General features: G+C 74.2%; 18 protein-coding genes. 15 read left to right on the top strand and 3 right to left on the bottom strand.

Features of this window, described 5'->3' with window-relative positions:
• Window positions 1-122: 122 nt before the first annotated feature.
• Complete coding sequence (locus ACFVVU_RS31940; protein ID WP_387793658.1) at window positions 123-875, bottom strand: GNAT family N-acetyltransferase; 753 nt, start codon at window positions 873-875, stop codon at window positions 123-125.
• A 171-nt stretch (window positions 876-1046) separates the two neighbouring features.
• Window positions 1047-1910, bottom strand: a complete 864-nt coding sequence (locus ACFVVU_RS31935) for an SDR family NAD(P)-dependent oxidoreductase (RefSeq protein WP_387793657.1) — start codon at window positions 1908-1910, stop codon at window positions 1047-1049.
• Window positions 1911-2129: 219 nt separating this feature from the next.
• On the opposite strand from ACFVVU_RS31935, the gene ACFVVU_RS31930 reads away from it, so the two are divergent.
• The 11 genes from ACFVVU_RS31930 to ACFVVU_RS31880 all read left to right on the top strand — a co-directional run bounded on the left by ACFVVU_RS31930 (window position 2130) and on the right by ACFVVU_RS31880 (window position 15003).
• The gene (locus tag ACFVVU_RS31930) at window positions 2130-3794 is read left to right on the top strand and encodes an MDR family MFS transporter (protein ID WP_387793656.1); all 1665 of its coding nucleotides are present in this window, start codon (window positions 2130-2132) and stop codon (window positions 3792-3794) included.
• A gap of 332 nt (window positions 3795-4126) precedes the next feature.
• On the top strand, window positions 4127-5101 hold the full coding sequence (locus ACFVVU_RS31925) for an NAD(P)-dependent oxidoreductase (protein WP_387793655.1): 975 nt from the start codon (window positions 4127-4129) through the stop codon (window positions 5099-5101).
• Between the two features lie 31 nt (window positions 5102-5132).
• Entirely contained in the window at window positions 5133-6764 is a 1632-nt protein-coding gene (locus ACFVVU_RS31920) for a PQQ-binding-like beta-propeller repeat protein (protein WP_380683988.1), read from the top strand.
• 77 nt (window positions 6765-6841) lie between these two features.
• Window positions 6842-7471, top strand: a complete 630-nt coding sequence (locus ACFVVU_RS31915; RefSeq protein ID WP_380683989.1) for an NAD(P)-dependent oxidoreductase — start codon at window positions 6842-6844, stop codon at window positions 7469-7471.
• A gap of 151 nt (window positions 7472-7622) precedes the next feature.
• On the top strand, window positions 7623-8261 hold the full coding sequence (locus ACFVVU_RS31910; protein WP_387793654.1) for an NAD(P)-dependent oxidoreductase: 639 nt from the start codon (window positions 7623-7625) through the stop codon (window positions 8259-8261).
• Window positions 8262-8484: 223 nt separating this feature from the next.
• Window positions 8485-9150 carry a DUF2269 domain-containing protein gene (locus ACFVVU_RS31905; protein WP_387793653.1) on the top strand — a complete coding sequence of 222 codons (666 nt, stop codon included), beginning with the start codon at window positions 8485-8487 and terminating at the stop codon, window positions 9148-9150.
• A gap of 13 nt (window positions 9151-9163) precedes the next feature.
• Window positions 9164-10372, top strand: a complete 1209-nt coding sequence (locus tag ACFVVU_RS31900; protein WP_380683992.1) for a sensor histidine kinase — start codon at window positions 9164-9166, stop codon at window positions 10370-10372.
• A complete protein-coding gene (locus ACFVVU_RS31895) occupies window positions 10369-11034 on the top strand; it encodes a response regulator (RefSeq protein WP_380683993.1) in 666 nt (221 codons plus the stop codon). Before ACFVVU_RS31900 ends, ACFVVU_RS31895 begins: the two co-directional genes overlap by 4 nt.
• Before the next feature lie 215 nt (window positions 11035-11249).
• Complete coding sequence (locus ACFVVU_RS31890; RefSeq protein ID WP_380683995.1) at window positions 11250-11639, top strand: SHOCT domain-containing protein; 390 nt, start codon at window positions 11250-11252, stop codon at window positions 11637-11639.
• A 38-nt stretch (window positions 11640-11677) separates the two neighbouring features.
• On the top strand, window positions 11678-12430 hold the full coding sequence (locus ACFVVU_RS31885; protein ID WP_355365251.1) for an ABC transporter ATP-binding protein: 753 nt from the start codon (window positions 11678-11680) through the stop codon (window positions 12428-12430).
• The gene (locus ACFVVU_RS31880; RefSeq protein WP_380715418.1) at window positions 12427-15003 is read left to right on the top strand and encodes an ABC transporter permease; all 2577 of its coding nucleotides are present in this window, start codon (window positions 12427-12429) and stop codon (window positions 15001-15003) included. Before ACFVVU_RS31885 ends, ACFVVU_RS31880 begins: the two co-directional genes overlap by 4 nt.
• A gap of 73 nt (window positions 15004-15076) precedes the next feature.
• On the opposite strand, the gene ACFVVU_RS31875 is transcribed toward ACFVVU_RS31880, so the two are convergent.
• A complete protein-coding gene (locus ACFVVU_RS31875) occupies window positions 15077-15358 on the bottom strand; it encodes an HPr family phosphocarrier protein (protein ID WP_355364908.1) in 282 nt (93 codons plus the stop codon).
• Between the two features lie 239 nt (window positions 15359-15597).
• Between ACFVVU_RS31875 and ACFVVU_RS31870 the strand changes: the two genes are divergently transcribed.
• The 4 genes from ACFVVU_RS31870 (at window position 15598) to ACFVVU_RS31855 (ending at window position 21138) form a co-directional block, all read left to right on the top strand.
• On the top strand, window positions 15598-18411 hold the full coding sequence (locus ACFVVU_RS31870; RefSeq protein WP_387793652.1) for a GNAT family N-acetyltransferase: 2814 nt from the start codon (window positions 15598-15600) through the stop codon (window positions 18409-18411).
• 93 nt (window positions 18412-18504) lie between these two features.
• Entirely contained in the window at window positions 18505-19104 is a 600-nt protein-coding gene (locus ACFVVU_RS31865) for a DUF5998 family protein (protein WP_355364902.1), read from the top strand.
• A gap of 159 nt (window positions 19105-19263) precedes the next feature.
• Complete coding sequence (locus ACFVVU_RS31860) at window positions 19264-20448, top strand: alkaline phosphatase family protein (RefSeq protein WP_380686683.1); 1185 nt, start codon at window positions 19264-19266, stop codon at window positions 20446-20448.
• A gap of 33 nt (window positions 20449-20481) precedes the next feature.
• The gene (locus tag ACFVVU_RS31855; protein WP_380686681.1) at window positions 20482-21138 is read left to right on the top strand and encodes a thymidine kinase; all 657 of its coding nucleotides are present in this window, start codon (window positions 20482-20484) and stop codon (window positions 21136-21138) included.
• The last annotated feature ends 5 nt before the right edge of the window (window positions 21139-21143 follow it).

The following is a 21143-nucleotide window of genomic DNA, read 5'->3' as shown; positions in this document are numbered from 1 at the left end:
ATTCCCGGGGGCCGGGCCGGTTTTCCGGGCCTGCCCCGGAGAATCGCGGGAGATTCGCGAAAGGGGGCCCGGATCCTTCCTGGATCCGGGCCCGCGGGTGTTTTTCCGGGAAATCCCCGGGGTCAGTCGAAGCGGTATTCCGAAAGGCCCCCGACGGGCCGGAAGCCGAGCGAGGTGAAGAGCCCCTGGACGGCCGTGTTGGCCTCGCCGAGCACCGCCAGGCCGGTCAGCCCGTCCGCGCGCAGCCCGGTCGCCGCCTCGGCGAGCAGGGCCCGGACGTAGCCGCCCCGGCGGGCCTCGGGCCGCGAGTACACCGGGTTGAAGCGCACCACCCCGGCGACGGCGGCGGTCCGGCCGACCGCGGCGACCGGCTGCCCGTCGTCCTCCCAGACCCGCAGCAGGCCGCCGGCGATCTGGCCCTGGACCGAGCGCCGGGCGATCTCCCGGCTGAGCCGGGCGCCGTGCGCGGCCTCCAGGCACCAGTCGGTGAGCAGCTCCAACTCCTCGGCCCGGGCGGCCCGGGACTGCCCGGACGGGGCGGGCCGCCCGTTCGGCGCGGCCGGACCGTCCAGGCACAGCACGAGTTCGCGCCGGTCCGCCCGGGCCGGGCGGCCGGTGGTCTTCGACCAGGCCTCGGCGAAGGCGCCGGACGCCGGGTCGGAGCCGATCACGCCGGGCAGTGGATCGGGGCCGGCGCCCAGCTCGGCGCCCAGGGCGGCCGCGGCGGCGGTCGGCATGCCGCTCAGCACGACCAGGTGCGGGGGAGTGAAGGCCGCCGCGCCGACCACCGGGCCGCCGTCGGACGCGGGGTCCTCGACACGGCTCCAGTTGGTCGGCGGGGCGGTCGGCGGCCGGAATTTCGCCGCTGCCAGCATGGTCAGCAGGATGGAATTCTCGACCGGGTTGCCAGCAATCCACTCACCGGTTTCGGATATGAACTCTTCGGTGTTCCTTGTGGTTTTCACGAGCATATCGAAAAAATACTCGGAGGGTGGATTGCTGGCAATGGGTGGTACGCCGGGAAACCGCCCGTGGACGGTCTCGGGTCAGCTGGCGCCCGGGCGTCCGGCGCCCGGAGCGCCCTGACCCGGAGCGCCCTGACCCGGAGCGCCCTGGCCGGGGCCGCCCTGGCCCTGGCCCGGAGCGCCGCCGCCGGGCCGCCCCATCGTCCCGGCCGTGACGCCGGCCGTCATGCCGCCCTCCAGCCCGAACAGCGAGCCGGTGACGAAGCTGGCCGCGTCGCTGCCGAGGAAGACCACCGCGTTGGCGACCTCCTCCTCGGTGGCGATCCGGCCCAGCGCGGTGGCCGCCCCGGCCCGCTCCAGCGCACCCGGCTGGCCGCCGACCCGCTGGCGGAAGTCCTCGGTGTCCACCGGCCCGGTGATCAGCGCGTTCACCCGGATGCCGGCCGGGCCGGCCTCCAGCGCGGTGGCCCGGGTCAGGCCGACCACGCCGTGCTTGGCCGCGGTGTACGCGCCCAGGCCGAAGGCGGTGCCCTGGACGCCGGCGGTGGAGGCGTTGTTGATGATGCTGCCGCCGCCGTTCGCCCGCATCACGGCGATCTCGTGCTTGAGCGAGTGGTAGGTGCCGATCAGGTTGACGGCGATCACCTGGGTGAAGGCGTCCGCCGGAACCCGGTCCAGCGGGCCGAACGCCCCGCCGCCGCCCGCGTTGTTGAAGGCGATGTCCAGCCGGCCGTGTCGCTCGACCGTGGTACCCACCAGCCGGGCGACGTCATCCTCGACGGTGACGTCGGCGGCGATGAACTCCGCCTGTCCGCCCTTCTCGCGGATCCGCTCCACGACGGCGTTGCCCAGCTCAGCGCGGCGGCCGGAGACCACCACGTGCGCACCCGCGGCGGCCAGGGCGGCCGCGGCGGCCGCCCCCATGCCCGAGGTGGAACCGGTCACCAGCGCAATCTTTCCCTGCAGTTGACTCATCGTTAGCTGCCCCTCCGGGCGGCCGGTGGTCGCCCTTGACGTTGGCCCTTGACGGCTAATTTTGATTGTATAGTCTATACGAATTCAAGCTTGGAGCAAGGACTCCGAGCCGGCGAGCGCCTCCTCGAGGAGTACCCCATGAGCGCCCCGTACGCAGCACCAGCCCCGGAAGTGCCACGTAAAACCTTCTTGACGATCTTCGCTGCCCTGGTGCTTGCCATGTTCCTGGCAGCCCTGGACCAGACGATCGTGGCGACGGCCCTGCCGACCATCGCCGGTGACCTCGGCGGCGTGACCCACCTGTCGTGGGTCGTCACCGCCTACATGCTGGCCGCCACCGCGGCCACGCCGCTCTGGGGCAAGCTGGGCGACCTGTACGGCCGCAAGCTGATGTTCCAGTCGGCCATCACGATCTTCCTGCTCGGCTCGGCGCTGTCCGGGATCTCCGGCAACATCGGCCAGCTGATCGGCTTCCGCACCCTCCAGGGGCTCGGCGCGGGCGGCCTGATGGCGCTGGCCATGGCCCTCATCGCGGAGCTGGTCCCGCCGCGCGAGCGCGGCAAGTGGCAGGGCTACGCGCAGTCCTGCTTCGTGCTCGCCGGCGTGGTCGGCCCGCTGATCGGCGGCGCCTTCGTCGACCACCTGTCCTGGCCGTGGATCTTCTACATCAACCTGCCGATCGGCGTGGTCGCGCTGCTGATCGTCAGCTCGGTGCTGAAGCTGCCGGTCCGCAAGCAGCAGAAGCAGCTGGACTACCTCGGCTCGGCGCTGCTCAGCGGGGCCATCGTCTCGGTGCTGCTGGTCTCGGTCTGGGCCGGCGACCAGTACGCCTGGGGCTCGGTGCAGATCATCGGCCTGCTGGTGCTCGCGGTGCTGCTGCTCGGCGCCTTCGTCTGGCAGGAGAACCGGGCCAGCGAGCCGGTCGTCCCGCTGGCGCTCTTCAAGGACCCGGTGGTCCTGGTGGCCACCCTCGGCCTCTTCCTCACCTCGGTCTCGCTGTTCGTGGCGACCGTCTACACCCCGCTCTTCCTCCAGATCGCCAACGGCGACAGCGCCACCGAGTCCGGCCTGCTGCTGGTCCCGATGATGCTCGCCACCGTGGCCAGCCTGACGCTCTCCGGCAAGGTGGTCGAGAAGACCGGGAAGTACAAGCTCTTCCCGATCGTCGGCCTGCTGGTCATGGCGGTCGGCCTCTACCTGATGTCGACGCTCAAGGCGGACTCCTCGCAGGTCTCCGCGGGCGTCTTCCTGGCGGTCTTCGGCATCGGCTTCGGTCTGGTCACCCAGGTCCTCATCGTGGCGGTGCAGAACTCCGTCGAGATGCGGCAGCTGGGCGTGGCGACGGCCGCGGCGAACTTCTTCCGCTCGCTCGGCGGCGCCATGGGTGTGACCATCTTCGGCGCGATCCTCAACTCCCAGCTGCGTGACTGGCTGCCCAAGAAGGTGCCGGCGGACGCCCTGGAGCGGCTCGGTACGGACGGCCTGCTGACCGCGCCGGCCAAGGTCCGGGCGCAGGCCCCGCCGGTGCGCGACGGTGTCGCCGCCGCGCTGGCCGAGTCGCTGCACGTGGTCTACCTGATCGGCATGGTCATCGCGCTGGTCGGTGCCCTGGTGGTGGTCTTCCTCCAGGAGCGGCCGATGCGGGCGCCGATGGGCGCGCCCGGCGGCAAGGGCCCCGGTGGCCCGGGCGGCCCCGGCGGTCAGCAGCAGGGCCAGGGCGGCGGCCAGTGGCAGGGTCAGGGTCAGGGCCAGGGCGCCCCGGCGGGCCAGGCCGGCCAGCAGGGCGCCGCGGGTGCCCCGGGTGCTCAGCCCGGTTCCGCGGCCGGCGGGCGCCCGGAGACGGCGACCGGCTGACCGCGGCGGCCGACCGTACCGGTCGGACCGGTGTTCGCCACCGCTGCCCCTCCTCCCCCACCGTTACCCCCGGCGGTGGGGGAGGAGGTCTGTTCGGACCGTTCCCGGGCACTCCAGGGTGCCCGGGAACGACAGTTGACGACACCTCAGCAAACGATGCGGCTCGAAACGGACGCCGGAAGCCATCGCGGAGTGAGTGTTCACCCGCTAGGCTGGACAGGCAGTCGGCACCCCGGCCGCGGTGGGGCGGGGTGTCTGGCACGGCCTTCCCCGCCGCACTCCGAGCGCCGGGAACCCGGCGCGACCAGCCCACCAGGAAGCGGGTCGACTCCATGGCCGACATACCCAGCCAGCGGCGTGCACTCTCCCGGGATCTCCCGCCCGCGGCCACTCCCGGCATACCCCCGGCGACCAGGATCGGTGTCATCGGTCTCGGCGTGATGGGCGGCGGGATGGCCTCCCGGCTGCTCGACCAGGGCCACCGGATCGTGGTCCACAACCGCACCCCCGAGCGCACCGCGCCGTTCGCCGCCCGCGGCGCGGAGGTCGCCGCCACCCCGGCCGAACTGGCCGCGCGGGTGGACGTGGTGCTGCTCAGCCTCGCCTCCGAGGCGGCCGTCGAGGAGCAGCTGTTCGGCACCGGCGGGGTTCTGGAGACGCTGCCCGCGCACGGCATCGTGATGGACACCAGCACCGTCTCCCCGGACTTCGCCCGCACGGTGGCCGAGCGGGTCGCCGGGCGCGGCCGCAGCTCCGTCGACGCCTGCATCATCGGCAACGGCCAGCACGCCAAGGACGGCGAACTGCGCTTCATGGTCGGCGGATCCGCCGAGACCTTCGAGCGGCTGGGCCCGGTGCTGGAGCCGCTCGCCAAGGAGATCCGCCACCTCGGCCCGAGCGGCCTCGGTGCCACCGCCAAGGTCATGCTCAACGTGCTGATGGGCGTCGAGATGCAGGTGCTCGCCGAGTCCGTGACGCTGGCCCAGCGGGCCGGCATCGACCGCGAGCTCGCCCTGTCGATGATCAGCGAGAGCGGCTTCAGCTCGCCGGTGATGCGCTACAAGGCCGGCGTGATGCGCCGCCGGGCCTACGGCGAACCGCAGTTCAGGCTCGACCTGATGCGCAAGGACCTCCGGCTGGCCATCGCCGAGGCCGACCGCCTGGGCGTCGACACCCCCGTCTGCGACGCCACCCACGACACCCTCGTGGCCGCCGCCGAGGCCGGCCTCGGCGAGCTGGACTGCGCTGCCGTGCTCTCCCACGCGGAGGCCGCCGCCGGCCTGGCCGGCACCCCGGACCGTACGTGAACCGCTCGCCCTCACCGAGGAGTTGATCCACGTGTCCCAACCCAGACGGCCCCGGATAGCCGGCTTCGGCACCAGTCTGGTGGCCCTGCTGACCGCCCTCGTGCTGCTCGCCGCCACCAATGGCGCCGGTGCCGAGGACACCGAGGCCCGCCCGCGATCCGGCGCCTGGAGCAGCTGGCAGTTCGACCCGGCCGGCAGCCGGTTCAACGGCCAGGAGTACCGGATCACCCCGTCCAACGTCGCCAACCTCGACCTGAAGTGGGCCTTCGGCCACGCCAAGGTCCCGGGCGTCTTCCTCGGCAGCCAGCCCGCCGTGGTGGACGGCACCCTGTACGTCGGCGGCGTCGAGGGCACCTTCCACGCCCTGGACGCCCGGACCGGCGCGACCCGCTGGACGTTCGACGTCGCCCCGGTGGCCGGCGCCCACTCCACCAGCAGCCCCGACCCGGTGCGCAGCAGCCCGGCCGTCGAGGGCAACACCGTCTACTTCGGCGACAACCGGGGCTACCTCTACGCGCTCGACCGCTGGACGGGTGCGCTGCGCTGGTCGCTGAAGCTCGACGACCACCCGCAGGCCCAGATCACCAGCTCGCCGCTGGTCTACAACGGCCAGGTCTACATCGGCATATCCAGCCGGGAGTCCGGCGCCACCTTCGACCTGACCTACCCCTGCTGCACCTTCCGCGGCTCGGTCGTCGCCGTCGACGCGGCCACCGGGCAGCTCACCTGGCGGCACTGGACCACCCCCGAGCCGCAGCTGGTCGGCACCTGGCCGAACGGCGCCAACCGCTACGAGCCCTCCGGCGTCGCGGTCTGGAGCACGCCGGTGATCGACCGGGAGAGCGGCACCGTCTACGTCGGCACCGGCCAGAACTACAGCGGCGCGGCCGGTGACACCGACTCGCTGCTCGCCCTGAACGCCGCCACCGGCGCCGTCCGCTGGCGCGCCCAGGAGGTCTTCCCGGACACCTTCACGGTCGCCTGCGGCATGGCCGGCGCCGACGCCTACTGCCCCAGCAAGGCCAACGGCACCGACCACGACTGGGACTTCGGCGCCAGCGCCAACGTCTTCAGCATCGGCAACCGCCGGGTGGTCGGCATCGGCCAGAAGAACGGCGTCTACCACGTCTACGACGCGCTGACCGGCGCCAAGGTGTGGGACCGCGCGGTCGTCGCCAACCCCAACACCCAGGGCGGCAGCTCGGGCATCCAGTGGGGCACCAGCTACGACGGCACCCGCCTCTACGTCGCCACCTGGTTCGCCAACCCCGGCACCCTGTACGCGCTCGACCCGGCGACCGGCGCGATCCTCTGGCAGACCGAGAGCCCGGCCGACGGCTGCCAGTGGGGCGGCTCGGCCGCCAATCCGGAGCTCTGCCAGCGCGGCTTCACGCCCGCGGTGAGCAGCAGTCGCGGCCTGGTCTACGAGGGCAACGCCGACGGCAAGATGCGGGTCTTCTCGGCGAGCACCGGCGCGGTGCTCTGGCAGTACGACGTGGTCCGCGACTTCACCACGGTCAACGGCGTTCCGGCGCACGGCACGGCGCTCTCCGGCGGCGGTGGCGCGGTGGTCGCCGACGGCATGCTCTACGTCCAGGCGGCGTACTACCCGCAGTACCCGAGCGCCTCGGGCGGCGCGCTGCTCGCGTTTTCCCTACGGTAGGACCCGTCGGTGTAAGAGAAGGTCAACTCACGGCCGGCGGCAAGAAGTTGCCGCCGGCCCCGGCAAGGAGGAAAGTCATGGAGATCGTCGTGGTGGGAGCGGCCGGCCGCACCGGTCGGCTGCTGGTCGAGAAGGCCCTGGAGAACAAGCACGGCGTCACCGCCCTGCTGCGCGACCCGGCCAAGCTGCCGGTCGAGCATGAGCGGCTGACCAAGGTGCGCGGCGACGTGTTCGACGTCGACTCGCTGACCGGTCCGCTGGCGGGCAAGGACGCCGTGGTGGTGTCGCTGGGCGTGACCAGCCGCACCACGACGACGGTGTTCTCCGAGGGCGTGCGCAACGTCATCGCGGCCGCCCGGACGGGCGGGGTGCGCCGGCTGGTCACGATGTCCTCGGCGGGCCTGGAGACCAAGCACCTGCCGGCGATGCAGCGCTTCGTCGCCGAGTTTGTGGTGGACCGGGTCTACCGGAACATCCACCTCGACCTCGGCCGGATGGAGGACGAGGTCGAGTCCAGCCCGCTGGACTGGACGATCGTCCGGGTGCCGATGCTCACGGACGGGCCGGCCACGCCCAACTACCAGGCGGTGGTGGGCGGTCACCTTCCCAAGGCCTCGCGCGTCGCCCGGGCGAACGTCGCCGACTACATCGTCACTCATCTGGATGACGCGGCCACCTACGGCCGGCGCGTCGAGGTGGCCAACTGATGACCCCCGGCGGCGGCCGGCCCACCCGCGGCACGTCCGCGGCGCGGGTCGGCCGCGCTCGGCGCGGCCACCGCTGACCGAGCGACCGAGCGACCGAGCGATTCAGGGACCGAGGGACCCAGGGATCAAGGGATCAAGGGGGAAACGCACCGTGAACATCGTCGTCTTCGGCGCGACCGGCGGCACCGGCCGCCACTTCCTGGAGCTGGCCGCCGCGGCCGGGCACTCCACCGTCGCCTTCGCCCGCGACCCGCTGGCCCTGGCCGACGCCCGGCCGACCACCATCCGGCAGGGCGACGTCCTCGACCCGGAGGCGGTGGCCCGTGCCGTCGAGGGCGCGGACGCGGTGGTCTCCGCGCTCGGCATCGGCTACAGCCGGGCCGACACCACCGTCTACTCCGCGGGCACCGGCCACATCCTCAAGGCGATGCACGCCGCCGGGGTGGCCCGGGTGCTGTGCGTCTCCACCACCAGCATGAGCCCGGCGCCGTGGAGCGCCGCCCCGCTGCAACGGGCGCTCACCTCCTGGGTGCTGCACCCGATGCTCCGCCGGCCGTACGCGGACATGGCGCGGATGGAGCGGGTGCTGCTGGCCGACACCGGCCTGGACTGGACGCTGGTCCGGGCCGCCCGGCTCACCGGCGGCAGGGCCCGCGGCCGCTACCGCACGGCCGCCGGGCGGCGGCTGCCCGGGGCCTGGTCGATATCCCGCGCCGACCTCGCGCACTACCTGCTGGGCGCGCTCGGCGACCCGGCCGCCCGGCGCGCGGTCGTCGAGATCGCGTACTGACCGCTCGTCCACCGACCGCCGACCAGGCCGCCCGTCCGTCCGTACTCAACGAGCGGTACGGGCGGCTACTCCCGCGGTGCGATGCCCGGCCCCCGCGGACCGGGCAGAGTGGGGAGTGATCCCGCGGATCACCCAAGCCGTGGGCCGGCGGCCGCACACCATCCACCCCGGTGGCCGCCGGCCCGTGGCCCGCGTCGCCCCTCGCCCTCCGGAGCACAAGCCGATGCCCACACCTCCTGGTCCGCCCGCCGCCGCCACCTCCGCGCCCCCGACCGGGGCCACCGCGGGGGAGCCGCCGGTGGCCCCCGACGCGCCCCCGGCCGACCGCGCCGGGCGCCTGCGGCTGCCCCGGCACGCCCGCCGGGTCTGGCTGGTCGTGCACGTCGCCTTCTCGGTCGGCTGGCTCGGCCTGACCGCGGGCGTGCTCGCCCTCGGCATCGCCGGCCGCTTCTCCGACGACCCCGACACCGTGCGCGCCGCCTACCTGGCCCAGCAGATCTTCGCCGACTGGCTGCTGATCCCGGTCAGCCTGGTCTCGCTGCTCTCCGGAGTGCTGCTGTCCCTCGGCACCACCTGGGGCCTGCTGCGGTACCGCTGGGTCGCCACCAAGTTCTGGCTCACCCTGGCCGCCACCCTGGCCTCGATCTTCGCGCTGCGCGCCTTCATCCACGACGCGGCCGGCCAGGTCGCCGCCGGCACCGTGCCGCCGGACGGCCGGGCCCCGCACGTCCTGGTCATCGCCCCCTCGGTGGCCCTGACCATCTACCTGGTCGCCACCGTGCTCTCCGTGGTCAAGCCCTGGGGGATGACCAAGCGCGGCCGGCGCCTCGCCGCCGAGGCCCGCGCCGCGCGCACCAAGCGTCCCGCCGCCGCGGCGCCGGGGCGGTGAACCTCCTCCGTACATGAGCACCGACCACTACCCCTACGGCGGACCGCCGTGGACCAGGCCGTCCTGGACGCGGGTCTCCGCGCTCCTGGTCGCCCTGGTCCAGGTGGTCGGCTCCACCGCCGCCGCCCGCCAGCAGCCGGACCGGGCCGCGCTGGACGCCGCCGGGTACGCGCTGCTGCTGCTCGGCCCGGCCCTGCTGCTGCTGCGCGAGCGCCACCCCGGCCCGGTGGTGGCCGCCGTCACCGCCGTCACCACCGGCTACCTGCTGGCCGGCTACCCGTACGGCCCGGTGTTCCTCAGCCTCGGCGTCGCCGTCTACGGCGCGCTCGCGCGAGGCCGCCGCCGGTGGGCCTGGATCTCGCTGGGCGCCGGTTACCTGGTCCACCTGTCCAGCTCCCACCTGCTGCCGCACGACTGGCAGCGCGCGCCCGGCCCCGGCCCCAGCTGGTGGCAGGAGGCCGGGGCGGCCGCCTGGCTGCTGCTGGTCCTGGCCGGCGCCGAGATCATGCGCAACCGCGGCGAACAGCTCGCCGCCCGCCGGCTGGCCCGGCGGCAGGCCGAGGAGAACCGGGCCGCCGAGGAACGGCTGCGGATGGCCCGCGAACTGCACGACATCCTGGCCCACTCGATCTCGGTGATCCACCTGCAGGCGGGGGTCGCCCTGGAGCTCATCGACGAGCACCCCGACCAGGTCCGCGCCGCGCTGACCGTCATCAAGGCGACCAGCAAGGAGGCGCTGGGCGAGGTCCGCCAGGTGCTCGGGACCCTGCGCGGTCCGGACGGCCAGGCCCCGCGCACTCCGGCCCCGGGGCTCGCCCGGCTGCCCGAACTGGTCACCCAGGCCGGCCACGCCGGGCTCACCGTCACCATCGAGACGGCCGGTACGGCCCGGCCGCTGTCCACCCAGGTGGAGCTGGCCGCCTTCCGGATCGTCCAGGAGGCGCTCACCAACGTCATCCGCCATTCGGCCGCGCGCACCGCCACCGTTCTGATGGACTGGTCCTCCCCGCGGGGGCTGCTGCTCCGGGTGGACGACCCGGGCCCGGCCGCCGGCGGCGAGGGCGGCGGCTCCGGCAACGGCCTGGTCGGCATGCGCGAGCGGGCCGCGGCCTTCGACGGCGAGCTGACCGCCGGACCGCACGGCGGCGGCTTCCGGGTGCGGGCCTGGCTGCCCGACCCGGCGGGGGAGGGCACGGCGAGCGAGAAGGGGCGGTCGGGATGATCGAGGTACTGCTGGCGGACGACCAGGTCCTGGTCCGGGCGGGCTTCCGGGCCCTGCTCGACGCCCAGCCGGACATCGAGGTGGTCGCCGAGGCCGACGACGGCGAGGCGGCCGTCCGGCTGGTGGAGGAACTGCGGCCGGACGTCGTGCTGATGGACATCCGGATGCCCGGCACCGACGGCCTGGAGGCCACCCGGCGGATCTGCACCCGCCCCGAACTGGCCGCGGTCCGGGTGGTGGTGCTGACCACCTTCGAGCTGGACGAGTACATCTTCGAGGCGCTGCGGCTGGGCGCGGCCGGGTTCCTGGCCAAGGACACCGAGCCGGCCGACCTGCTGCGGGCGGTGCGGGTCGCCGCCGTCGGCGACTCGCTGCTCTCCCCGGGCGTGACCCGCCGGCTGATCGACGAGTTCGCCAGCCGCTCCCGCGAGCCCGCGTCGAGCGAACGGCTGCTGGCCTCGCTCACCGACCGCGAGCGCGAGGTGCTCACCCTGGTCGGCATGGGCCTGAGCAACGACGACATCGCCCGCCGCCTGGTGGTCAGCCCGCTCACCGCCAAGACGCACGTCAGCCGCGCCATGGTGAAGCTCGGCGTCCGCGACCGCGCCCAACTGGTCGTCCTCGCCTACGAGTCCGGCCTGGTCCGTCCCGGCTGGCTGTAGCCTGCCGGTCGCCCGCCGACCGGGTGCGGCCCGGGGCGGGGCGGGAGCAGCACCGCCCCCGCCCCGTACTCCCCGCGTCGTACCCCCGGTGCCGCTCCCCGGAGGACGCGCCGGACCCCCTCCCGGCGGGACGCTCGTGGTGGCCTCGGGAACGGTCCGGGGCCGGAGCGCGGCCCCCGTCCGAACCCGCGGGGCCCACCGAGGAGTTGACCGACATGCAGAGCACCGCACTGCTAGCCGACACGATCTGCCGGGACGGCTGGGGCCCGTGGAACGGGGGCGGCCCGGGCCCGTGGTTCCTGATCTTCCCGCTGTTCTGGCTGCTCGTCCTGATCACCCTGTTCACCGTGCTGCGTCGCCGCGGCTGGGGCCGGCGCGGGCCGTGGGGCCCGCCGTGGGCCGGTCAGTGGGGCGGCCCGTGGGGCGGCGGCCCGGGCTGGCGCGGCGGCTGGCCGGGCGGTCCGGAGGGCCCGCTGGCGAGCCTGGCCCGCCGGTACGCCGACGGTGAGATCAGCGAGGAGGAGTACCGCACCCGCCGGGACACCCTGATCGAGCACCTGCAGGACCCGGGCGACACCAAGCCGGGCCAGGGCGGTGCCAAGTGACCACCATCCCGGTCCTCGACCTGGTCGACACCGACCGGATGGCCGCCCGGGTCACCGAGGCGGTCAAGGTCTACGGGATAGGCCGCACCGAGGTGCGCGCCCTGGACCACGTGACCGTCGGCTTCCCGGCCGGCCGGCTCACCGCGATCATGGGGCCGTCCGGATCCGGCAAGTCCACCCTGCTGCACTGCGCGGCGGGGCTGGACCGGCTGACCGCCGGCACCGCGATGATCGGCGACACCGAGCTGGAGAACCTCAACGACCGCCGACTGACCCTGCTGCGCCGGGAGCGGATCGGCTTCGTCTTCCAGTCCTTCAACCTGGTGCCGGTGCTCACCGCCCGGGAGAACATCACGCTGCCGGTCGACCTGGCCGGCGGCGAGGTGGACCAGGCGTGGGTGGAGACCCTGATCGACGCGGTCGGGCTGCGCGAGCGGCTCGACCACCGGCCGAGCGAGCTCTCCGGCGGCCAGCAGCAGCGGGTCGCGCTGGCCCGGGCGCTGGCCGGCCGCCCCGAGGTGGTCTTCGCGGACGAGCCGACCGGCAACCTGGACTCCCGCACCGGCGCCGAGGTGCTGGAGCTGATGCGCCGCGCGGTGGACGAGATGGGCCAGACGGTGGTCATGGTCACCCACGACCCGACCGCCGCCGGCTACGCGGACGAGGTGCTCTTCCTCGCCGACGGCCGGCTGGTGGACCGCATGGAGCGACCCACCCCGGCCGGGGTGCTGGACCGGATGAAGGCCTTCGACCACGCTCCCGCGGCCGCACGGGGAGGCGTCGGTTCATGAGCAGCAGCGCCACCGCCACCCTGCGGATCAGCCTGCGCTCGCTGTCCGCGCACAAGCGGCGGCTGGCCGGGACCTTCACCGCGATCCTGCTCGGGGTGGCCTTCCTGTCCGGCACGCTGGTGCTCGGCGACACCCTGCGCGGCAGTTTCGACACCCTCTTCACCGACGCCAACCGCGGCACCGACGCGGTGGTGCGCAGCGCCGACGTGATGGACACCGAGAACACCTTCGGCGGCGTCCGGGCCCCGGTGGACCTGGCGCTGGCCGACCAGCTGCGCCAGGTGCCCGGGGTGGCGGCGGCCGAGCCGGCGATCCAGGGCTCCGGCCAGCTGATCGGCAAGAACGGCAAGGCGGTGGGCGGTCAGGGTCCGCCCACCCTGGCCGGCTACTGGCAGACGGACAGCGGACTCAACCCGTACCGGCTGGCCGAGGGCCGGGCCCCGCAGCGGCCGGGGGAGGCGGTGATCAACCGGGGTGCGGCCAAGGCCGGGGAGCTGAAGCTGGGCGACACGACCATCCTGCGCGCCCCCGACCCGGTGACGGTCACCATCGTCGGCATCGCGACCTTCGGCGCCAAGGCCGACGGCATGGGCCAGAACACCTGGACCGGGCTGACCCTGGAGGACGCCGAGCGCTACCTGACCCCGAAGGGGCAGGGCCAGGCCACCTCGATCCAGTTCCGGGCCGAGAGCGGGGTCTCCCAGCAGCAGCTGGTGACGGCGCTGTCGGCGAAGCTGCCGTCCGGTCTGGAGGCGGTGACCGGGACGAAGATCAGCGAAGAGGCCACCAAGCAGGTGTCCAGCCGCTTCCTGACCATGTTCACCACCCTGCTGCTGGTGTTCGCGGGCATCGCCCTGCTGGTGGCGACCTTCACCATCCACAACACCTTCGCCATCGTGGTGGCCCAGCGGACCAGGGAGAACGCGCTGCTCCGGGCCCTGGGCGCGGCGCGCGGCCAGGTGCTGGCGGCGACCCTCGCGGAGGCCGTGGTGGTCGGCGTGGCCGCCTCGGTGGCCGGTCTGCTCGGCGGGATCGGCGTGGCGGCGGGGCTGAAGTCGCTGTTCAAGGTGATCGGCTTCAACCTGCCGACCGGCGGCCTGGTGATCAGCGCGCTCTCGGTGGCGCTGCCGCTGCTGGTGGGCACGGTCACGGCGGTCGCCTCGGCCGTCGCGCCGGCCGTGCGGGCCGGCCGGACGGCGCCGCTGGCCGCGATGCGGGCGGTGGCGGTGGACGGCGCGGCGGCCGGCCGGGCGGGCCGGATCCGCTGGATCGTCGGCGCGCTGCTGGTGGCGGCCGGGGTGGCGGGTACGGTCGTCGGCGCGACCAACGGCCCGTCGGTCGGGCTGACCGCGGGCGGGGCGGTGACCACGCTGCTCGGCGTGGTGGTGCTCGGCCCGGTGTTCGCGACCTACGTGGTGCGGCTGCTGGGCGCCCCGCTGCCGAGGCTGCGCGGCATGCCCGGCGTGCTGGCGGAGCGCAACGCGGCCCGCAACCCGAAGCGCACGGCGGCGACGGCCAGCGCGCTGATGGTCGGGGTCACCGTGGTCTCGCTGTTCACCGTCTTCGGCGCGTCGATCAAGGCGACCATGGACGACACGGTGAGCAAGACCTTCGCCGGGGACCTCGCGGTCTCCACCGGCGGTTTCCGCGGCGGCGGGCTGAGTCCCAAGCTGGCGGACGCGGTCGGCGCGCTGCCGGAGGTGAGCCAGAGCGTGGGCCTGGGCCGCGGCGTGGCCCGGGTGGACGGCCACGGCCGGACCCTGGACGTCACCGATCCGACCCGGCTGGCCGGCATCGTCGACCTCGGCCGGGTGGACGGCTCGCTGCAGCTGGGCACCGACGGCATGGCGGTGTCCCGCAGCGAGGCCGAGAAGCAGGGCTGGCAGGTGGGCAGTTCGGTGCCGGTGCGGTTCAGCGACGGCGTCGAGTCGGCGTTCACCGTGAAGGCGCTCTACCAGGGCGCCGGCGAGCTGACCGGTGACTACCTGGTCACCCGGGAGGCCTGGGCCCCGCACCGGGGCCAGGACACCGACTCGCTGGTGGCGGTCGCGCTGAAGGACGGGGTGTCGCTGTCGGCCGGCAAGGCGGCGGTGAAGAAGGCGGTGGAGCCGTTCGGCGCCCCGGACGTGCAGACCAGGTCGGAGTACGCGAAGAGCGCCGCCTCGGTGGTCGACATCATGCTGTCGGTGGTCTACGCGCTGCTGGCGCTCGCGGTGCTGATCGCGCTGCTGGGCATCGCCAACACGCTGACCCTGGCGGTGCACGAGCGGACCAGGGAGCTGGGCCTGCTGCGCGCGGTCGGCCAGACCCGCGGCCAGCTGCGGGCGATGGTGCGCTGGGAGTCGGTGCTGGTGGCGATGTTCGGCACGATCGGCGGCCTGGGCCTGGGGGCGTTCCTCGGCTGGGCGCTGGTGCGGGCGGCCGACACCGAGGGGACGGGCAGCTTCGCCGTCCCGCCGCTGCAGCTCACCGTGGTGCTGGTGGCCGGACTGGTGGCGGGTGCGGTGGCCGGGCTGCGGCCGGCCCGCCGGGCGGCCCGGCTGGACATCCTGCGGGCCATCGCGGCCGGCTGATCCGCCGCGGACACACCGGAGCCCGGGCCCCCCGACCAACGGGGCCCGGGCTCCGGACGTGTGCGGTGCGGTCTCAGGCCGCGGCGGGCAGCTCGTCGAGGCCCTCCGAGACCAGCTTGGCCAGGCGGTCCAGGGCCTGGTCCGCGCCCTCGGCGTCGGAGGCCAGCACGACCTCGTCGCCGCCCTGCGCGCCGAGCGCCAGCAGGCCGAGCATCGAGCCGGCGTTGACCGGGTTGCCGCCCGGCTTGGTGATGGTGATCGGCACGCCGGTGGCCGCGACGGCCTTGACGAAGACGGAGGCGGGACGGGCGTGCAGGCCCTCGGCCCAACCGATGGTGACGCGGCGCTCAGCCATGAGACGTGCCTTTCGGTAAAGCTGGTCACGGCCGTGATGGGGGAAACGGACGTGTTGTCTAGACCAGTGTTGCACGCAGCCCCCGCCCGCGAACCGCTGCGTTCGGGAGTTGTGATTGTTTCTTTCAGGGCCATAAACGGCGCATAATCCCCGTTCAGCGGCCCTGTCCACGCTGCGTCCACCCTGCCGGGAACGCACGCCCGGCGCCATTCGGCTCGCCGCCGGATAACCTGACGGTCGTGGACGACTCTGCGGTAGCGCGATCCGAGCCGGAGTACCCCCAGCACTGGGAGGCCGACATCCTGCTGCGTGACGGCGGCACGGCCCGGATCCGGCCGATCACCCCCGCCGACGCCGGCCGGCTGGTCGAGTTCTACGAACAGGTCTCCGACCAGTCCAAGTACTTCCGCTTCTTCGCGCCCTACCCGCGGCTCTCCGACAAGGACGTCCGCCGCTTCACCCACCACGACTTCGTCAACCGGGTCGGCCTCGCCGTCGTCGTCCGCGACCGCTTCATCGCCACCGTCCGCTACGACCGGATCGACCACGACGGGCGCCCCTCCGAGACCGGCACCGACGCCGAGGTCGCCTTCCTGGTCCAGGACGCCCACCAGGGCCGCGGCGTCGCCTCCGCGCTGCTGGAGCACATCGCCGCCGTCGCCCAGGAGCGCGGCATCCGCCGCTTCCAGGCCGAGGTGCTGCCGGAGAACCGCAAGATGGTGAAGGTCTTCACCGACGCCGGCTACGTCCAGCGCCGCAGCTTCGCCGACGGCGTCGTCCACCTGGAGTTCGACCTCGAACCCACCGCCGCCTCGCTCGCCGTCATGCGGGCCCGCGAGCACCGGGCCGAGGCCCGCTCCGTCCAGCGGCTGCTCACCCCGCGCTCGGTGGCGGTGATCGGCGCCTCCCGCCGCCCGCAGACCGTCGGCCGGGCCCTGCTGCGCGACCTGCTCACCGGCTTCGCCGGCGACGAGCGCCCGGTGCACGCGGTCAACCGCAACGCCCCGCCCGGCACCGAGCTGGACGGCCTCCCGGTGCACCGCTCGATCCTGGACGTCCCCGGCCCGGTCGACCTCGCGGTGATCGCCGTGCCCGCCTCCGCCGTCCCCGAAGCGGTCGCCGAGTGCGGCGCGCACGGCGTCCAGGGCCTGGTGGTGGTTTCCGCCGGCTACGCCGAGACCGGCCCCGAGGGCCGTGACCGCCAGCGCGCCCTGGTCCGCCAGGCCCGCGCGGCCGGCATGCGGGTGATCGGCCCCAACGCCTTCGGCCTGATCTCCACCGACCCCGAGCGGCCGCTCAACGCCTCGCTCGCCCCGGTGCTGCCCGCCCGCGGCGGCTTCGGCGTCTTCTGCCAGTCCGGCGCGATCGGCGTCGCCCTGCTGGAGGCCGCCCACCGGCGCGGCCTCGGCATCTCCTCCTTCGCCTCGGTCGGCAACCGCGCCGACGTCTCCGGCAACGACTTCCTCCAGTACTGGGCCGAGGACCCGGCCACCGACGTCGTCCTGCTCTACCTGGAGTCCTTCGGCAACCCCCGCAAGTTCACCCGGATCGCCCGCCGGCTCGCCCAGGCCAAGCCGGTCGTCGTGGTCAAGGGCGCCCGCCACACCGGCAGCCTGCCGCCCGGCCACGCCGTCCCGGCCACCGCCACCGGCCTCAAGGACGCCACCGTCGACGCCCTCTTCCAGCAGGCCGGCGTCACCCGGGTGGAGACCATCACCGAGCTGTACGACACCGGCGAACTGCTCGCCCTGCAGCCGCTGCCGCCCGGCGACCGGGTCGCCGTGATCGGCAACTCCGACTCCCTCGGCCTGCTCACCCACGACGCCTGCCTCTCCGCCGGCCTGCGCCCGCGCACCCCCGTCGACCTCACCACCGCCGCCACCGGCGAGAACTTCCGGATCGCCCTGGACACCGCGCTCGGCGACCCCGGGGTGGACGCGGTGATCGCCGTCGCCATCCCGCCGATCGGCACCTCCGCCCACGACTTCATGGGCGGCCGGCTCACCGGCCCCGACGACCCCGAGCTCGGCTCCGACGACCCGGAGATCGCCGCCGCCCTGCTGGACGCCGGCGAGCGCGCCCGCGCCGCCGGCAAGCCGCTGCTCCTCGCCCACCTGGCGCTCACCGACCTGCCCGGCCGGCTGCGTCCCGGCGGCATACCCGCCTACCCGGCGCCCGAACGGGCCGTGCGCGCCCTCGCCCACGCCGTCCACTACGCCGACTGGCGCCACCGGATGGCCGCCGCCGAGGAGACCGCCCGGGTCCCCGAACTCGACCGGATCGACGAGGCCGGCGCCCGCGCCCTGGTGGAGGCCGCGCTCTCCACCCGCGCGGCGGTGGCCGCCCGCACCCAGCCCGGCGGCGCCCGGATCACCCTGCCCGACGCCGACGCCGCCGCCCTGCTCGCCCGCTACGGCGTCGACGTCTCGCCGACCCTGCCCGCCCCCGACGAGGAGAGCGCGGTGCGCGCCGCCGCCACCCTCGGCTACCCCGTCGCGCTCAAGGCCACCGCCCCGCACCTGCGCCACCGCCCCGACCTCGGCAGCGTCCGGCTCGACCTGACCGGCGAGCCCGGCCTGCGCCGCGCCCACCAGGAGCTGGACGCCCTGCTCGGCGGCGCCGCCGGGGCCGAACTGGTGGTCCAGCGGCTCGCCCCGCGCGGGGTGGACACGGTGATCGGCGCCACCGTCGACCCGGCGGTCGGCGCGATCCTCTCCTTCGGCCTCGCCGGCGCCCCCGCCGAACTGCTCGGCGACGTCGCCCACCGGCTGGTTCCGGCCACCGACCAGGACGTCGCCTCGCTGGTCCGCGAGGTCCGGGCGGCGCCGCTGCTGTTCGGCTGGCGCGGCGCCGAGGCGGTCGACACCGACGCCCTGGAGGAGGTCCTGCTGCGGGTGTCCCGGCTGGTCGACGACCTCCCGGAGGTTGCCTCGGTGGATCTCGAACCGGTGGTCGTCGCCCCGCACGGACTGGCGATCCTGGGGGCGCGCGTACGGATCGCACCCCTGCCGGTCCGCAGCGATCTGGGCCCGCGCGCCATGAGCACGCTGTAACCTTCCTTGGTTGCGTCCGGACCGCGGGCGCCGTTGTCCGAAGCTCGGCGCCGCGCCGCCCGCTTCGTCGGCGGACCATGCCAGGATGGAGTTATGGCGAAGACCGGTACCACCACCACGCAGGACCTGCGTTCCGCGATCGAGCGCAGCGGCTACTACCCGGCCCTGGTGTCCGAGGCGGTGGAGTCCGCGGTGGGTCCCGAGCCGATCACCTCCTACCTGGTGCACCAGGAGACGACCTTCGACGCCAACGAGGTCCGCCGGCACGTCACCGTGCTGGTGCTGACCCCGACCCGCTTCGTGGTGAGCCACACCGACGAGCAGACCGGTGACGCCGGCAGCCCCGCCGTCCCGCTGGCCACCACCTCCACCGAGAGCGTCCGGCTGGACCGGATCAACTCCGTGGTGGTGAGCCGGATGGTCGCCAACCCGGAGACCTACACCCCGGGCACGCTGCCCCGCGAGGTGGTGCTGACCATCGGCTGGGGCGCCGTCCAGCGCCTCGACCTCGAACCGGCCGGCTGCTCCGACCCCAACTGCGAGGCGGACCACGGCTACACCGGCTCGGCCACCGCCGACGACCTGTCGCTGCGGGTCAGCGAGGCCGGCGACGGCCCGGAGACGGTCGCCCAGGCCCTGGTCTTCGCCCGCGCCCTGTCCGAGGCGACCATCACCAACGGCCCCCGGGTCTGATCCGCGCCGCCGTCCAGCCCCGCCGTCCGGCTCCGTAGTACGGTGCCGCGGTCCGGTACCGCCGTCACACCCCGCCGCCACGTACCGACCCGCGCCGTCCGGACGCCGCCCCCACCCGCCCGGACCGTACCGGCCAGCCAGGAAGCCACCTCCGCCACCATGCCCTTCGCCCCCGACGGCCACGACGCCTTCGAGCTCCTCGACCCCGCCACCGCCCCCGCGCCCCCCTACGGCACCGGCTCGCTCTGCGACCTGCTGCCCTCGGTGGCGGCCGGCCTCGGCGTACCCGGCTTCGAGGCGGCGCTGCCGCTGGCGCCCGCCGACCGCGCGGTGGTCTTCCTCGTCGACGGCCTCGGCTGGGAACTGCTGCTGCGCCACCCCGAGTACGCGCCCTTCCTCTCCTCGTTGACGGCCGGCTCGCTCGGCGGCACCGGCCGGCCGTTGACCGCGGGCTTCCCGTCCACCACCGCCACCTCGCTGGCCTCGGTCGGCACCGGCACCCCGCCCGGCCTGCACGGCCTGGCCGGCTACACGGTGGCGGTGCCCGGCGCCGGCCACCTGATGAACCAGCTCCGCTGGCAGCCGCACACCGACCCGGGCAGCTGGCAGCCGTACCCGACGGTCTTCGAGCGGGTCGACGCCGCCGGGGTGGCCACCGCCCAGGTCTCCTCCCCGCTGTTCGCCCAGACCCCGCTCACCCGGGTGGCGCTCTCCGGCGGCACCTTCCTCGGCCGCACCACCGGCGAGGAGCGGATGGACCGCGCCGCCGCCTGGCTGGCCGAGCACGACCGCGCGCTCGTCTACACCTACGTCAGCGAACTGGACGGCGCGGGCCACCGCTTCGGCGTGGACTCCGACGAGTGGCGGATGACCCTGGACGCGGTCGACCGGCTGGCCCGCCGACTGGCCGAGCAGCTGCCCCCGCGCTCGGTGATGTACGTCACCGCCGACCACGGCATGATCGACATCGCCCCCGAGGACCGGATCGACTTCGACGAGGACTGGGAGCTCGGGGCCGGCGTCGCCCTGCTCGGCGGCGAGGGCCGGGCCCGCCACGTCTACGCCGTCCCCGGCGCCGCCGCCGACGTGCACACGGTCTGGAGCGAGGTGCTCGGCGACCGGATGTGGGTGGCCACCCGCGACCAGGCGATCGAGGCCGGCTGGTTCGGCCCCGCCGTGGACGACCGGGTCTACCACCGGATCGGCGACGTGGTCGCCGCCGCCCGCGACGACATCGCGATCACCGCCTCCCGCAACGAGCCCGGCGAGTCCGCGATGATCGGCCTGCACGGTTCGATGACCCCGGTCGAGCAGTACGTGCCGCTGCTCGAATTTCGCCACTGAACTCCCTTGATGTGAAAGGCCTTTGCACCACCCATGGCTGAACTGGTGTTCTTCTCCGGCACGATGGACTGCGGCAAGTCGACGCTCGCGCTCCAGATGGACCACAACCACGCCGCCCGCGGCCGGCAGGGGATCATCCTCACCCGCGACGACCGGGCCGGCGCGGCCACCATCTCCAGCCGCCTCGGCCTGCGCGCCGACGCGGTCGAGGTGGGCGACGACTTCGACTTCCACGCCCATGTGGTGCACCGGCTCTCGGCCGGCGGCCGGGTCGACTACCTGATCTGCGACGAGGCCCAGTTCTTCACCCCCGGCCAGATCGACCAGCTCGCCCGGGTCGTCGACGAACTCGACATCGACGTCTACACCTTCGGCATCACCACCGACTTCCGCACCCGGCTCTTCCCGGGCTCGCAGCGGCTGATCGAACTCGCCGACCGGGTCGAGGTGCTCCAGGTGGAGGCGCTCTGCTGGTGCGGCGCCCGGGCCACCCACAACGCCCGTACCGTCGGCGGGGTGATGGTGGTCGAGGGCGCGCAGGTGGTGATCGGCGACATCTCGGTGCGCCAGGACGAGGTCGGCTACGAGGTGCTCTGCCGCCGCCACCACCGCCGCCGGCTCACCGCCGCCACCGCCCGCGCCGCCGTGCTCTCCCCGGACGTCCTCCCCTTCGAGGACCAGCAGGTCTGAGGCGG

Origin of the sequence: Kitasatospora sp. NPDC057965, from assembly GCF_042887135.1 — a bacterium.
GTDB lineage: Bacteria > Actinomycetota > Actinomycetes > Streptomycetales > Streptomycetaceae > Kitasatospora.
This window is presented reverse-complemented; position numbering and strand designations above follow the sequence as displayed.